Annotated in this window: 13 protein-coding genes; 5 read left to right on the top strand and 8 right to left on the bottom strand. The window is 54.2% G+C overall.

The features are described from left to right. Positions 1-20: 20 nt before the first annotated feature. The 4 genes from K6301_RS03125 to K6301_RS03110 are packed head-to-tail and all read left to right on the top strand — an operon-like array spanning position 21 to position 4,341. A complete protein-coding gene (locus K6301_RS03125; protein WP_247219233.1) occupies positions 21-929 on the top strand; it encodes a glycosyltransferase family 2 protein in 909 nt (302 codons plus the stop codon). A 3-nt stretch (positions 930-932) separates the two neighbouring features. After that, positions 933-1,622: a class I SAM-dependent methyltransferase gene (locus K6301_RS03120; protein ID WP_247219232.1), complete on the top strand. Its 690-nt coding sequence runs from the start codon at positions 933-935 to the stop codon at positions 1,620-1,622. A 4-nt stretch (positions 1,623-1,626) separates the two neighbouring features. Further along, positions 1,627-3,531 carry an asparagine synthase (glutamine-hydrolyzing) gene (gene asnB, locus K6301_RS03115; RefSeq protein WP_281505882.1) on the top strand — a complete coding sequence of 635 codons (1,905 nt, stop codon included), beginning with the start codon at positions 1,627-1,629 and terminating at the stop codon, positions 3,529-3,531. A 3-nt stretch (positions 3,532-3,534) separates the two neighbouring features. Further along, the gene (locus K6301_RS03110) at positions 3,535-4,341 is read left to right on the top strand and encodes a class I SAM-dependent methyltransferase (RefSeq protein WP_247219230.1); all 807 of its coding nucleotides are present in this window, start codon (positions 3,535-3,537) and stop codon (positions 4,339-4,341) included. A 3-nt stretch (positions 4,342-4,344) separates the two neighbouring features. Here K6301_RS03110 and K6301_RS03105 read toward each other — a convergent pair whose 3' ends face one another. From K6301_RS03105 to K6301_RS03095, 3 genes are read right to left on the bottom strand one after another with little or no spacing between them, the layout of a single operon-like run. After that, positions 4,345-4,794, bottom strand: coding sequence for a thiol-disulfide oxidoreductase DCC family protein (locus K6301_RS03105; RefSeq protein WP_247219229.1), 450 nt, complete (start codon positions 4,792-4,794; stop codon positions 4,345-4,347). Next, positions 4,778-6,340 (bottom strand): hypothetical protein, encoded by a 1,563-nt coding sequence (locus tag K6301_RS03100; protein ID WP_247219227.1) that lies wholly within the window; start codon positions 6,338-6,340, stop codon positions 4,778-4,780. Before K6301_RS03100 ends, K6301_RS03105 begins: the two co-directional genes overlap by 17 nt. A 28-nt stretch (positions 6,341-6,368) precedes the next feature. Beyond that, the gene (locus tag K6301_RS03095) at positions 6,369-6,719 is read right to left on the bottom strand and encodes a DMT family transporter (RefSeq protein ID WP_247219225.1); all 351 of its coding nucleotides are present in this window, start codon (positions 6,717-6,719) and stop codon (positions 6,369-6,371) included. Positions 6,720-6,929: 210 nt separating this feature from the next. Here K6301_RS03095 and K6301_RS03090 point away from each other — a divergent pair, with 210 nt between their 5' ends. Beyond that, on the top strand, positions 6,930-8,870 hold the full coding sequence (locus tag K6301_RS03090) for an acyltransferase family protein (protein WP_247219224.1): 1,941 nt from the start codon (positions 6,930-6,932) through the stop codon (positions 8,868-8,870). Positions 8,871-8,884: 14 nt separating this feature from the next. Here K6301_RS03090 and K6301_RS03085 read toward each other — a convergent pair whose 3' ends face one another. The 5 genes from K6301_RS03085 to K6301_RS03065 all read right to left on the bottom strand — a co-directional run bounded on the left by K6301_RS03085 (position 8,885) and on the right by K6301_RS03065 (position 15,416). Then, the gene (locus K6301_RS03085; protein WP_247219223.1) at positions 8,885-10,540 is read right to left on the bottom strand and encodes a hypothetical protein; all 1,656 of its coding nucleotides are present in this window, start codon (positions 10,538-10,540) and stop codon (positions 8,885-8,887) included. A 1-nt stretch (position 10,541) separates the two neighbouring features. After that, complete coding sequence (locus K6301_RS03080; RefSeq protein WP_247219222.1) at positions 10,542-11,354, bottom strand: glycosyltransferase; 813 nt, start codon at positions 11,352-11,354, stop codon at positions 10,542-10,544. Then, positions 11,351-12,499: a glycosyltransferase gene (locus K6301_RS03075; protein ID WP_247219221.1), complete on the bottom strand. Its 1,149-nt coding sequence runs from the start codon at positions 12,497-12,499 to the stop codon at positions 11,351-11,353. The genes K6301_RS03080 and K6301_RS03075 overlap by 4 nt, the downstream gene beginning before the upstream one ends. After that, positions 12,496-13,590 carry a glycosyltransferase family 4 protein gene (locus K6301_RS03070; protein ID WP_247219220.1) on the bottom strand — a complete coding sequence of 365 codons (1,095 nt, stop codon included), beginning with the start codon at positions 13,588-13,590 and terminating at the stop codon, positions 12,496-12,498. Before K6301_RS03070 ends, K6301_RS03075 begins: the two co-directional genes overlap by 4 nt. Before the next feature lie 98 nt (positions 13,591-13,688). Then, positions 13,689-15,416 (bottom strand): ABC transporter ATP-binding protein, encoded by a 1,728-nt coding sequence (locus K6301_RS03065; protein ID WP_247219206.1) that lies wholly within the window; start codon positions 15,414-15,416, stop codon positions 13,689-13,691. Positions 15,417-15,429: the final 13 nt, after the last annotated feature.

Below are 15,429 nucleotides of genomic sequence, written 5' to 3'. Positions count from 1 at the left end.
CAAGCACAAGGGATCGAAGCTTGAAACGAGACTATGCCAATCTATCGGTTTTGATTCCGGCACATAATGAGCAGGACGCTATCGCTTCCGTGATTGAAGACTTGCATCAGCATGTGCCCGGCTGTCAAATCCTTGTGGTCGATGATTGCAGCAAGGATAGCACGCCTGAGGTCGCGATGGCTTATCCGGACACAGAACTTTTGCAACTCTCCTACAACCAAGGTTACGGCGGTGCCCTTCGCCAGGGAACCTTGGCAGCAACGCGGGAACTCATCGCCTGGTTCGACGGGGACAACGAACACAGGGCCGAGGATTTGGCGCGGATGGTGGATCGTCTGGAAGACGAGCGCTTGGGAGCCGTGCTCGGGCAACGTGGAGGCTCGGTTTCCAGTACCCGAGGAATTGGAAAGATGCTTATCCGCCTGTTCGCGCTCCTCCTTGGGCTTGGCTATGTCAAGGATTTCAATTGTGGTCTGCGCGTGTTCCGGCGAGAAGCGTATTTCCGCTTCTTTTTGCTTTTGCCTACGGGATACAGTGCGAGCACCACCAGTACCTTCCTTCTCATTAAATCACGGATACCTTTCGCCTTCGAACAGATCGAGTTGCGAACAAGGGTTGGGCAAAGCAAGGTCAAGCTGTTTGACGGTTTCCGAACTTTGGTCACGGTTCTGCGGATTGCAAGTCTCCTGCAACCGCTGAGATTGTTCGGCAGTCTCGCCGGTGCCCTTTTTGCCGCCGGTCTTGCCTACAGCGCGCTGGTTATCCTTTATAACGGGCAGGGACTGCCGGTACTTGGTGCACTCCTGCTGATCTCTTCCCTGCTGGTCATGACCGTCGCAATCATTGCAGACCAAATCGGCCTGTTGCGGCTGCAGCATTGCGCCGCATTCGGCCTGAACTACTTGGCCAACTGGAAGAAGGGAAACTGAGCCATGACGGGGAACGCCAAGATAGCTCATGCCTTTCACTCAAATCCGCCGCCGGAATGGGCGTTGCGACACCGGAAATCACCCCCGCAGATGCTGTGGGATCTGATCGGAGCACCGCTCAGAATGGTCGTCCTGCCGGACTACCAATCCGAGCGATTCGGCTTCACCTCGCTTCGCGCCGAACGCCTGCGAATGGTGCTTCCGGAGCTTCGCGGTCGTGTTCTCGACGTCGGTTGCGGTGACAACATGCTGCTCCGCCTTTACCGGGAAAAGAATCGTAGCAGTGCTGCAACCGAAAGCGTTGGTGCGGATGTCACCGCTTGGTCCGATGACGTCATGCTGATCGAGAACGCTGCGCACTTCAGCTTTGATGACGCCAGCTTCGACACCGTCTCTTATATTGCCTGCCTCAATCACATCCCCGAACGTGTCGAGGCCATTCAAGAGGCCGCTCGCTTGCTGAGACCCGGTGGGCGTGTTGTAGCCACCATGATAGGCTCGTTCGTCGGCAAGATTGGCCACGCCTTGTGGTGGTACAGTGAGGACAAGGAACGCGAGATGCATCCCGATGAGCTCATGGGCATGGATACCAATGATGTCGTCAGCCTGTTCGAGCGCGCGGGCCTCAAGCTTACACTGCACAAGCGCTTCGGCTACGGGCTGAATAACCTGTTTGTCGCGGAAAAGCTCTGATCTCATGTGCGGTATCGCAGGCCTCATCCGATTTGATGGAGGACCGATTGCGTCCGAACTTACGGCAATGTCCGAGCTCATTGCGCACCGTGGACCAGATCAGGCGAGCATCTGGAGCACGGAAGGACACGGGCATACGGTGGGTCTTGCTCATCGTCGCCTTTCTATTCGCGACCTTTCGGAAAATGGCAGACAGCCGCTGGCGAGCCATTCCGGTCGTTCGATGCTCGTCTACAACGGCGAGCTGTACAACGAGACGGCCCTGATCCACGATCTTCAGAAAGCATCCGACTTTCAGATGCGGTCTCGTTGCGACTCGGAAGTGCTCCTAGCGGCAGTGGAGCAATTCGGTCCGTCATACATCGATCGCTTCAACGGCATTTTTGCTTTTGCTCTTTACGATCGCGAGACCGGCGAGACAATTCTCGCCCGTGATCCGATCGGTATCAAGCCCCTCTATATCTGGAAATCCCGATCAGGCTCGGCGATCGCTTTTGCCTCCGAGGTCAAAGCGTTCTTGGGGATTCCGGCCTTCGGCAGGGCAATCGACACCGTATCTCTTTCCACGTTTCTCACCCAGGGATATGTCGGCCCCAGTCGGTCACTGATGCAGGACGTGACGAGCCTGGCCCCCGGCCAAGTTTTACGCATATCTCCCGCAGGCCAGATATCGAATATTGGAACCCTCGCCCCACGGTGGTTCAGCGACAGTATCCACGCGTTTGATCCGGATGAGTTAAAAGCACAATTCGAAGCCGCGGTGATGCGCCAGCGCGTCTCCGACGTGCCGCTGGCAGTCTGGCAATCAGGCGGCATTGATTCCAGCTTGGTGAATGCTGCCTGCTCGACTCCTCGTCCCCGTTCGCTGATTTTTGCTAGCGACGTCGGGGACTTCGATGAAAGCAGCGACGCAAGCCTGGTCGCCGCTCATCTCAAGTCGGAAGCGGTCGTCGCGTCTTTTCACGACGATGAGGAGCCGGCTGAAACATTCTCCTCCGTCGTTTGGCATATGGACGGGGAGCTGGCAGACAGTTCCGCCTTGGCCGTCAAAAAGCTCTCTGCAGCAACGAAGCCCCACGCTACCGTGGTTTTGTCCGGCGACGGAGCAGATGAACTTTTCGGAGGTTATGCAACCTATGGAGCGACCCGCCTGGCATCCCGCCTCGCTCCTTTTATTCCACAGGCGCCTTCGCAATGGATGGCGCGACAGCTACTGGCGAAGAACAATACTGCCAGCATGCGTTACCCCGCAATGGAATTGGCCGGCCGCTTTCTGCATGGGCTTCCTTTGGGTCCCCATGCTCACGCGGAATGGCGACGGTATGGGATGCCTTGGGATCTCCGGGATATCGCGTCGTCAGAGATGCGTGATGTGATCGACGACGGAGCGCGCGCGTACTATGCGGCAATCGATACCGGACGGGGCAGGAGTTCGAGTGCTGATCCCGCCAGTTGGGGCCAGGATGCTGACCTGAGCTACTACCTTCCGGGTGACATGTTGATGAAAGTCGACAGGATGAGCATGGCACATGGCCTTGAAGTACGCGTACCCTTCCTGGATATCGAGTTCATAAAATACACGAGCCACATTGCAGGCAGCCTCCGATTGCCAAATGGCAAGCGGACGAAACCGGTGCTGCGTGATCTGGCTGTCTCCTATGCCTTGCCCGCCGCTATTACAGAGCGGCAAAAAACTGGTTTCAACGTACCTCTGGCCCATCGCCTCCGCACGGACTACAGGTCGGTCATCATCGACCTGCTCGTCCGCGAAGACTACGTATCGCCGTACTTGAACCCGAATGCCGTTCGCAGGCTGGTATCGGAGCATCTCAGCGGAAAAACGAACCGCGCTTACCTTCTCTGGACACTCATGACCTTCGCACAGTGGCGTCGGCATTTGGAGCGCTAGCCGATGACGAAAGATTTTCAGCAGGCGACACAGCAAACGATCGCCGATTTTGGAAACCAGTGGACGACCTACACCGAAAATGAGGGGTATTACGCCAGCCAAGACATGCTGCTTGACATTCTTGGGCCTCTATTGGACGCGAACGACTTGCAGGGAAAGCGTTGCGCTGAAGTAGGAGCGGGCACTGGCCGGATTAGTGCGATGCTGCTGAGTGCGGGCGCAGGTCATGTCACCGCAATTGAACCCTCAAAGGCCAAAACGGTTTTGGAACGGAATCTGGCCTCATTCCAAGAGCGGGTAACAATTCTGGCCGAGGCAGGTCATACGTTCGAGATAAAAGATATAGACTACATTTTTTCTATTGGCGTGCTGCACCATATTCCAGACCCTGCGTCCACCGTTGAGAAAATGCATGGCGCGCTCAAACCCGGCGGCAAAGCAATCGTCTGGCTTTACGGACGCGAAGGCAATTTCGCTTACTTGGCTGTCGTCGAACCATTGCGTTGGGTGACACGCAAGTTGCCCGTATGGATGAATTCAGCGCTGGCAGCCATCATGTATCCACCCCTGGCGGCATACATTGCACTTTGCCGGTTTCTTCCACTCCCAATGCGTCATTACATGCGCAACGTTCTAAAACCGATCGGTGGAAACGCAATTCGACTCGTCATCGTTGACCAGTTGAATCCCCGTTGGGCGAAGTATTACACTGAAGCCGAAGCGAGAGCCCTGCTTGAGAAGGCTGGTTTTGTTGATGTGCGCCTTTATCACCGCCACGGCTACAGCTGGACGGTAATAGGCACCAAGTAACCGCTACGCCGTGTGCTTGCTATCGCCCGACACGCCTTCTGCGGCTGTAAGTTTCTTGCGACCGAGCACGCGAAGCACCATTGCGCGGCCAAACTTCATGAACGGATAAAGAACGTTCGCTACCGTCGGCGAACTGAAGATCAGCGCGTTCAGCTTGTTGAACCAGCCTCGGCGCGAACTCAACAGAGCCAGACGATTCACGCAATCAGCGCCGTAATAAATCCGCCCGCCCATGATCAGCACCATGCCGTCATCAAGCGGCTTTCCTGCAGCCTCAAACTCGCGAACGAGACCCGGGACCGCTCGTGCATCAAGCAGTAAAACATTGCCCAAAGTCTCGCGAAGACGTTGAAATTTCACATAGTTTGAACAGAATGGGCATTCACCGTCATAGATCACGACCGATTTGCCTTCCCATTCAGGATGTGCCCCCAAGTCAAAGTTTGAATTCATATCTTTCTCGCCTGACTGGCTCGCGGATGACTTGGCCGTCCGTCCCGATGGATACACAACGGCTTTCGACAACGAAGAAATAGGAACGTATCTGACGAACATCAAGCTTCGCGAAATCATCAAAGAGCCAAGGAGCGGACCAGATATGATGCGGATAGAGATCATAGGCAACCCGTCCGCTTTCATCGGCGAGACGGACCACGAGCGCTTGATGCGCACGGACCATTTTGCCGAGCTGTGTTTTCTGTTCGTCTGAAAGCGCCCAATCCCGAGCTTCAGCAGAGCAATGGTCCCGCAAGGCAAACATGATAGAAGCCCGGCTGGTGGTACCCCAGGTGCCGGTGGGTAAGAAGCCATTTGTCGGTCGCGCAATTCGTTGTTGCGCAACATTAATGGACTTATTTAGGAAGAAGTTCGACGGAACCCGCAGAATCTCGCCCTTCTGATTGGCAACCTCGAAATAAGCATCGTTTACGCCTCCAGTATCGAACCAGGCCAACTTGACGATATGGAACGATAAAAGTGGAGCCACGAGAACGATAACACATCCCAGGCATCGAATAGTCACGCTTGGTCGCTCACCCTTTTGCATTTTCCGGAATGCCATGATGAACGCTACATTGAGAACAATCCACTTCCAAAAGAAAATTCCGGTTAGGACAAATATTCCGACATGCATCACGTCATAAAGGAACGTAAGCCATGCGCTACCGCGAAGCGAAAGCAGACTGACTAGAGCGTATAGCTGGATAACGAGAACCCACGCATTCAAGGGAATGTTAAGCCAGGTGAGAAAAGGTACCAGCGTGTCCCGATCGGGAAAGAGATCGAGGATCGTCAAGGCGCCTGCATCCGTCGAATGAATTGCCAGGAAGTAGGTCGGATTCTGCAAGACCCAGGTAAGTGGTGTGCTATCTGGCAGGAACAGTTTTTCCCAACCAGAATGAAAGTAGTTGGAGAGATGGATTCCCGATGCCATCATGATGCAGGCGTTGAAGAATGTCTCCTTTCGAACACGCGTGACGGGCAAACGATCTTCTAAAATTCGGTAGACGGCGTAGATGCTTACGGCGATCGATAGGAAGAGGGCGAGATCCGGAATAATGACGAAATCAGCGCTGTTTGGTGCGCCGAGGCCGGTTTCGAACTGTGTATGAAGTTTAGCCCAACGCGCGGCCAAAGCCGGGAAGGCTATAAGTGCAGGCCACCTGAATGCGAGCATCCCTACGAAGACAGGCACCCAGACACTGTTGAAGAGCGAGGGTAAACCGAGGTCATAGGTGCGATGCATCCCGATCAGATAAAAGACGCAGCATCCGTTGATCGCATAGGCGATCACTACAAATTGCGACGGGAGGTCTCTGGCTCGCAGTCGAATGGCGGGTAAGGCGACTGCGACCAATAGCACAATGCTTTGGGGCGACAACGGAGCGCCGATTTTCCCGATGACGTTCAAGACATAAAACAATCCGAAGCAGGCTGCCAAAAGCCCAAAAAGAGTGAGCGCGGGTTTATTTTCATTCGTAACGGCGGCTGCTGCGGTCATGTTCGGTCGTTCCTCGCCGAGCCTCACTTCAACGCTGGCCAGCATATCCCTGAATGGCAATACCAATGAGGATGAAAGATATCCCGACGGATTGCAGCATGGTCATACGCTCTCCGAAAAAAAATATACTGCACAAGGGTACCAAGACGAAAACCAAGGATAGGAACAGATAGCTGCTTCCCAGCGTGGAGACCTTGAGCACGTATAGCCAGACAAGTTGCCCAAGACACGACATAACAAAGCTAACAGCCACCAACGACAATACCCGAAAATGCATGAAGCCTCCGAGTTCATTGGAAGCTTGCGCCGCGAACTTCATGATGACTTGAGCAGCTGTGATCGTCACGGAAAGGCAAAGTAGGATTACAATCGACGGCATATTTAAATTCCGATTTCTTTGCGCACTATGCATGTGAGTATCACGGGTAAGCGCCGACTCAATACGTCATCACGAGATGTCCTTCTTTATTTGTGCAAACCAGCCCGACTCCCACAAAAAATGGATCGGTGCGCATCCCAAAAGTGACAATGCCGTGCTAGGCCTCGCCGAGGAAAGCGAAGCGAGGGCGCTACTTTGTCACAAGATGCAATGCGATATCGCCCGGAAGTCGACGGCCTGCGTGCCGTCGCAGTTACCCTAGTCCTCCTCTTTCACCTCGGCTCCACCACAGTCTCCGGAGGCTTCATCGGCGTTGACGTGTTCTTTGTGATCAGCGGCTTCCTCATCACCAGCAAAATCCTGCATGACCTTGAAAAAGGGCACTTTTCGATTACCGAATTCTACATCGCCCGTATTCGCCGGATTGCCCCCGCACTGCTTGCAACAATCATCGCCACCTGCGTCATCGCCGCTCTGATCTATTCACCGGCTGCTTTGAAGGAACTGGCCGAGAGTGCATTTTCGGCGATTTTGTCGGTTTCGAATATCTACTTTTGGCAGACAAGCGGTTACTTCGATGCAGCGGCAGATACCAAGGCCTTACTGCACACATGGTCACTTGGGGTGGAGGAGCAGTTTTATTTCATATGGCCGCTGCTATTGGTTTGGCTATTTCGGCGCAAGCTAGTTCGGCCTGTTGTTTTTCTGCCCCTGATTATAGCGTCCACCGTCGCGGCCGAGATTATACTCCAAAGAGACCCCACCGCCGCATATTTTCTTTTGCCTGCACGTTTTAGCGAACTCGCCTTAGGTGGACTTATCGTGCTTGCCGGTACAAGCCACCACGGCGCTCGGGTTCGCGAAGGCGGTTTCCTTCTGGGGCTTATTCTCATTCTCGTCCCGGCAGTCGTATATACGCAGGAAACGAGATTTCCAGGCATAACCGCGCTTCTTCCCTGCCTCGGCGCCGGTGCTGTCATATATTTCGGCTCAAAAGCGGCCTCGGCCTCTGTTCTATCGAACCGTTTGTGCGTCTTCGTTGGGAAGATCAGCTACTCACTTTATCTCGTCCATTGGCCAGTTATCGTTATGGCCAAATACTATTTGATGCGTGATCTCAACGCGACAGAGACGATGCTGGCCGCTGGCGCCATTCTTCTGCTTTCATTCCTGAGCTATCGTTTTGTGGAGATGCCATTCCGCAGACGGGGGATGACGAGCTTCAGAATCCCAACAAGACCCTTGCTGATTGCCGTTACCGCAACCCTCGCCGTCGCGTGCCTACCTCTTACCTGGGCTGCCATTGACGGAATGGCCTGGCGCAGCCCTTCCACGCTCCGGGAATTGCGCTATATCGGCAAACCGAAGAAATTCCATTCAGCCTATTACGGCGGGCATTCCTGTGAGATTCCGAGATGCGAGACGCAGCCAGGCTCAGGAAAGGCGACCATTTATCTACTGGGAGACTCTCATGCACGGGCGCTTGCTGAGGGACTCAAAGTAGAGATCCCTGAGATTAACTTCATCATATATGCTCCAAGCGCGTGCCTTTTCGTCTCGGAAACGTACATCACGGCACGGGGCTCAGCATCTTGTGCCGAGGCAAGACGAGACGCTTTCAACGAGATAAAAAAACACCCGGCACCAGTTATCATCCACCAATCCTGGCTGGGGCACGTGGAGCTACCTGTCTACAGCAACAAGAATCCTTCCGACGTACTCGACACTCGGGGACCGGAAAAATTTGCGCGCTTTGTCGCGGATCAAATCGATATCCTGCGGCGGGATTCAAAAACACCGGTCTCAGTTGTGGGGGCGGTCCCGATGAGCGGCATGACCGTTTCGCCAGTCGATTGCGCAACGCGGCCGCTCAAAACCGATTTCGACTGCAGCCGCGGCGACCGCTCAGCTCAGTCCATCGCCTCGAAAGAAGAGTTCAACAAGAGACTGAAAGCCGCCTTGTCGGGCATTGCGCGTTTCACCGATCCCTTCGATTTTATCTGCAACGACGGAAGCTGTATGAACTTCACCGCGGACGGAAAGCCAGTCTATTCCGACAATGGGCATCTTTCGATATGGGGCAGCAGACTTTTGATTTCCGGCATGCGTGACCGTGGATACCTGGTCATGCAAGAGCAGCCTGCCAGCTAAGCAATCACTTTTATCTAGGGATTTGAATAGATCGCCAGACCGCCAAACCTGCGCAGAGTTGGAAATGCTGGGTCAGAGAATCCAGCAATTGCGTCGACAACAACGACGCCGGCTCCGACGCTCGAGCCGAAAGCAAGCCACGCCCTTTGCTTTTCCGGTCCATCCGGCATCGAGGCTATGGCCTTGTAGGTTTCCATATTGCTCAAGTTATCTGTGAGTTTTTTATGGTTGGAATAGGCTAGCCATCCAGTGTCTTTCCAGTCAAATGCAAGCTCCCGGCGCGCATAGGAACGGATCTGCAAACCAAACTCTGGTGAGAAAACCTTGCCTGGAAACGCCTCTCTGTCAGATAGTTCGGCAAGGACACGCTGCAAGTCTGTTTCGCCTGTGGTCGGGCAAATCGGATGTGCTTTGAGCCAGCACTTTATCCCCGCCAGCACATTATCATTCTGGCGATAGCGGGGGCTAAGCTGGCTTGCAGCTATCCAGACGGCAGCAAGGGCGAGGGAAACGAAAATTTGCATCGCCTTGGTCGCCCTGACGTGATGCGCGACACTCCAGAATGCGATGAGCAGCAGCATAGGCACCAGATAACGGAGACCGCGGACGAGATCCATTTGCATCGGGGTACGGCCCATCGCGCGGGCAACTCCCGCCTCAATGACAGGAACTCCTCCAGCAAGAAATGCAATCGCCAGAGTGAAGACCAATATCATCCTGACTTTCGGCCGTATCTCGCCATCATTTCGGCGAAGAAGCAAGCAGGCCCCAATCGTTGCAAAGATCGGCAGGACGAGGCGCCAGCCGCCAAAGGCACGCGTGACAGCGGCCAAAACACCGTTCACTGGATCGGTGTAGTCGCTGGAATAACGTAGTTCCCAAGCCATTCGTACGAGCTGCGGATCCGCGCCAACCGCCGCCTCCCGGATTCCTAAATAGTATTGCCAGATGTTCGGTAGAGCGAATGCCAGAAAGACGATCCCACCCAGGGCAGCGCGCAAAACGAGGAGCGGCAGCTGCTTCTTTTCGTATTGGGACGCCATCATGGATAGGAGCAGTGCAAGGGCGATCGGCGGCCCGGACGCGGGATGAAGCCACATGGCCATGCCCATGAGCAGGAACACACCCATCCAGTCCAGCACCCGCGGACGAGCTTCCAGGGCGGCAAGGATGATCAGAGGCAGGACGGCGCTGAACATTTGCCGCGCCTGAGGCTCATTGAACAACCCCCAGTAGTCCCCGCTTAAGACCGGGATCGCGACAGCGCAGCTCACCGTAAACGCTGCCGCACAAATGCTTGAGCGATAGAGCCGATACGCAAGGAAAAACCAAGAAAATAGGAACAGCGCCACCACGAGAATATTCAGTGCGCGGTACCAAGTGGAGAAGTTGCCGCTCCCCAGGGACTCAACGAGGTAGAAGAACCACACGCTTGCATTATTGTAGAATTTATAGTTTTGCGGCGAAGAAAAGAGAAAATCGCCCGCATAGATTGAAGGATCATACTGGGCGAGCGCGCGTGATATGGTTATGAGGGTGTCACTACCGAAATCCAGCACATCAACCTGCCGGAATGAGCCGGAAAAATCCGCTACGCCGACAACCAATGCAACTATGGCAGCGACGATCGAAACCGCCAGTTCTCCGCGCTGACCTGTTGCCACCGACATTTCAACTCCCTCTCGGATCTACTTTACTCAAAACGCGCTTGGCGACTCGCCGCCAAGACAAAGGCAACAGGCTCGTTATCAGCGGAACGACGACTCCCATGTAGGCGACAGGGCCAGCGCCGATCTTGCGGCACCCCCTAAGTCCGATCTTCGCCTGCTGCCACATGGCCGTGGCGCTGTTCTTGCGAAAGGTCTCAGCCGTTTCCCTATACAGCAAGAGAACCTCAGGCAAATTCTCGATTTTCATCCCGCTGGCGACCACCCGAAACCATAAATCATAGTCCTGCCGGCGGCGCAGTGTTTCATCGTATCCGGCCAGTTGCTTGATCTTGTCCGCTCGGAAGACAACCGTCGGGTGGATGACCGGGTTGGTCCAAACAAGGTCGGCGTTTTTGCGAACGCCCACCGGCATGCGCCTGATACGACCCGTTCGCCGCCCACTTTCATCTATGTCCTCAGAAAAAGTGCCCAGAACGTCGATTTCGGGATGTGCCTGCAAGTAATCCATCTGCCTCTGGAGACGCTGAGGCAACGCAATATCGTCGGCATCCATCCGCGCGACAAACTGTGCGCGGGTTTGCGCAAGACCGATATTAAGCGCGCGCGCCAACCCACCATTTGCTTCACAATTCACAACCCTGATTCGCGCATCGCGTGCCGCGCAGTGCTGTAGTATATCGACCGTACGATCGGTTGAGCCATCGTTAACGACCAGTAATTCGAAATCGGTATAGGTCTGATTGAGAATGCTGTCCAAAGCAGACTTTAGATACCGCTCATCGTTATATGTCGCCATCAACACACACAATTTCATACGCGACCTCTCATCAAGCTTCCAATGAGAGTCTCGTACTGAGCGAACACACGCTGCTCTGAGAAATCCTCCGACCGGGCTTTAAGCACATTCGCAGGCATTGGCGACTGCCATGCCGTCACCATCGCAGTTGATAGTGCCGGAACATCGTCGACCGGAACAAGATAGCCGTAGCGTCCGTCTTCAAGAATCTCTTTCGGCCCGCTCGGGCAGTCTGTGGCTACTGGCGTCGTGCCACAACCGAGTGCCTGGATAAGCGCGTTCGGCAAGCCTTCCCATCGGCTAGCAAGAACGAATACATTCGATTGGCGAATGATAGGCAAGGGATTGGAAACATAGCCGGCAAAGTCGACCGCTGCGGAGATGCCGAGGATCGATGCCAAGGCCTGCAATTCGGCCAGGAGAGCTCCCTCCCCCATAATGATTAAACGCGCACCGGCGACGCGATGATGAACATCGGCAAAAGCCCGCAGGAGAACATCGTATCCCTTTTCAGGACCTAATCGGCCGCATGCGACATAAAGGGGTCCTGCCGTCTCATGCTGAAAGCGATACGAGGCCTTTTCGAGTGATCTGCCATGAAACCCTTCGTCTATGGTCGGGTTGAGCAGGACATGGACCTTCCCGCGCGGCAGGCCTAGATTTCCAACGATATCTTGCGCGACTCCCTCCGAAGGAGCAATTACGGCATCCGCAAGCGGATACACCCACTTGGCGAGTTGACACAGCACACGACCCAATACGCCGCCGCGCCTTGATCTTGCTCCGATCGTTGTGGTTTCCCTGATAACGCATAAAATACGCTTGCCAAATGCAAGCCGGGCGGCAAGCAACGTGACGACATTCGCAACAAGCAATGTGCTTAAGACTATCGCAGGCTTCGAGTGGCGAAGCCGGAGAGCCAAGGCGAATATGCAGACTGGATAAAGCAACTTGTGGCCAATCGTACCCAGTATCCCTCTCACCCGAAATGGTTTGGCTTCATTCAAAGCCTGGCGTGTCGGATCAAGCAGCAAGACATCAATAAGATTATTCGTCGTTTCGAGATGCCGGGCAAATGCCAAGGCAATCTGTTGTGCGCCCCCTCTGGCGAGGTTGGTCACCACAACGACGGTCGAACGGTCGTTAACAGGCTTAAAGGTCATGATCTTTCGGCAATAAGCGAGCGAATGAGCGTCTCCCATTCGCTCGCGATCGCTTCTATATTCAGCCTCCGACTGACCGACGTCGCTTCCCGTCCCATTGCTTCACGCTGTTGCGGATGACAGATCATATTCTCCATTGCTTCGGCAAGTTTTTCCACGTTATCGGCTTCGACAAGAAGACCATTCTTACCATGGTCAATTAGTTCGCTGGGGCCGAAGGGACAGTCGAAGCTGATGCAGGGCAACCCCATGCTCATTGCCTCTACAAGTGCATTGGGAAAACCCTCATGCCTTGAAGACAGGACGAACATGCCAGCGGACTTGAGACACGTCTCCGGCGTCCGTGTGAAGCCTTCGAGAGTGATCCTGTCACCGTACGGGCTTTGCGCAATCTGTCGTTCAAGGTCCGGACGATAATCACCTTCACCATAGATGCGCAGACGCCAATCCGAGTAGGTTCCTGCAATCCTGTTGAACGCGTCGATCAGCATGTCATGACCCTTGACTTGGTTTAGTCGACCAAGGGTCACAATCGTCTTTTCGGCAACGCGATCGGTAACCGTCGCCGGCAATCGGATAGCGGGATTGTAAATGACCGCTTTCTTTTGGTCATCGAGCCACGGATAAGCTCGCCGCACGCCTTCGCTCACGAAAACGACCTTATCCGCAAATGGGTAGATCAGTCGGCGAACGCGCGCCCCCCGTGCGTTTATCTTCTGCTTGTCCGGGTTGGTCCGCTCCGAAATGATAAATGGCATGGAGAAGAACGGCTTTACAGCGAGGGCGCGGAAATTTATGCCCGTCACGAAACTGATGACGACATCAGGCTTGAACTCCCGGATAACCTTTCCGGTAGCATAAATGGTCTTGAAGTATTTTATGTAGCGCTGATGCCGATGGCGAACTGAATACCCGAGATCGAATGCTACTCTCGTAATCTGCGGTTCCAGCTTATAAAAGTCGCTTGCTTCTTCACGAACTGTCGCAACACATATCTGAAAGCCCTTTTGGCTCCAATAATTTGCCAACCGGCTTACCACGCGCTCTGCCCCGCCCATGCGCAACGAACCGACCAAGAACAGGATTCGCATTACCACTCCATTATTCGTTCGGACCACAATAGAACGGTCGTGCAACGCCTCGTCGAACGATCGTTAGCGCTCCCAGTCGACAAATGCGCGAGCCTTCCTCAATCCACCTGCTTGGGCGAACCGGACAAATCTATAAGTTCATCTGCTGCCGACAACGACTCCAGCCGATGAGCAATCATGATTACAGTCTTGCTGTGACCAATATTGTTGATTGCAGCCATGACCTCCCTTTCCGTGTCCATATCAAGCGCACTCGTGGCCTCATCCAAAACAAGCACAGGACGGTCAAGGTAAAGTGCCCGAGCAATTCCCACACGCTGCCTTTGCCCCCCAGACAAGCGCACGCCATTCTCACCTAGCAGTGTATCCAGCCCCTCAGAAAGATCGTTCTCTACGAATTCCTGCAGGGCCGTTAACCTTATCGCCTCCTGCAATCGTTTCTCATCAATCTGACTATCGGGTACGCCGAATGCGATATTCCTCCGGATGGAATCGTCGGAAAGATAGATGTGCTGGCTGACATAAGCGACATTCTTCTGCCATGCCCTTACGTTTTCTGGCCCCAGCTTAACTCCGTCGATGAAGATTTCCCCTCCCGTTGGCTGCAACAAGCCGATCAGCACGTCCACAAGAGTTGTCTTTCCCGCGCCACTTTTCCCGACGATGCCGACAATCGAGTTGGCACGGATTGTCAGGTTAAAATCTCGAAAAACGGGGCGTAGCGCCCCGTTATAAGAGAAGCTTGCGTTCTTAAGCACAATACTTTTTTTGAACGGCAGGCGGGGTTGGCGATCATCGACCGCATGCCTTCCGGAGGCCGGCAGCGTCGCGTGTAATTCTTGGTGTATGCGCGTCAGCACTATGCTGTTGAAGCGAATCTTGGTGACAGACGAGAAAATGGCCTGGAAGTTCGGCATCAGGCGATATCCAGCCACAGCGTAAAGCGTGACAATGGGGAGCGTTCCCTGCAAGTCGCTGGTTTGCGAAAGCTTATACAGGACGACGAACAACAGGCCTCCGAAGGCAAAACTTTCAAGGGCGTATCGCGGCAACTCAGCTGCCATCACGGCCAAGGCATTCGCACGGATCTGGTCCCGCGAAGGTCGCTCAAAGAGCTTCACATATAGACTTTCCTGCCCGGTAAGTTTTACATTCTTGATTCCCTGCAATGCTTCATTGACAATCTTGTGCCGGATCGTCTGGGCATTAGAACGAAGCATTCCGATGCGTGACAACCATCTGCGAATGAAGATGTAAACGAGGGCATAGGCTCCGCCAAGCACCAGCACTGTCGCGATGGCCAGGATCGGGTCAGCAATGAAGATCAGCCCGATAACCGCGATGCAGATAAGTGAGCGCGACAGCACATCCAGAACCGGGATGAGGTAGCTGCTGATCAGAATTTGGACTTCACCAAGGACGAGTTTCCTCAATTCAGAGGAATTGCGCTCAATGAAGAAAATATACGGCTGATTCAGGTACTGCTCGAATAGCCGGACAGAAATGCTGTGTCCCCAGCGTCCCGAAAATCTGTTGCTGGCCCAACTGCTGACGGCCTTCGCGGCATTTCCCAACATTAGCAAAGCAAATGTCAGAATCCCCAAAAATATCAGGAAGCTTCTTGAAGAAGAAAATCCTAATATGTCATAGACACCTTTGATAATCTTGTTAGTCGTTATCGTGTCCGGGGACGACAGAACGGCCATGAAGGGCAATATCGATGCGACGCCTACCAGCTCAAACATTGCCACGAAGGTCGTCAATGCAAAAAGTACAGCAGCCTGAAGCCTTTGCCGCTTTGTCAGCAGGCTGTAAATCTTGTGCATTTGCCCAAACATG

The organism is Shinella oryzae (assembly GCF_023038235.1).
Classification (GTDB): Bacteria; Pseudomonadota; Alphaproteobacteria; order Rhizobiales; family Rhizobiaceae; genus Shinella; species Shinella sumterensis.
Note: the sequence above shows the minus strand (reverse complement) of the source record. Positions and strands in the feature narration are given on the sequence as shown.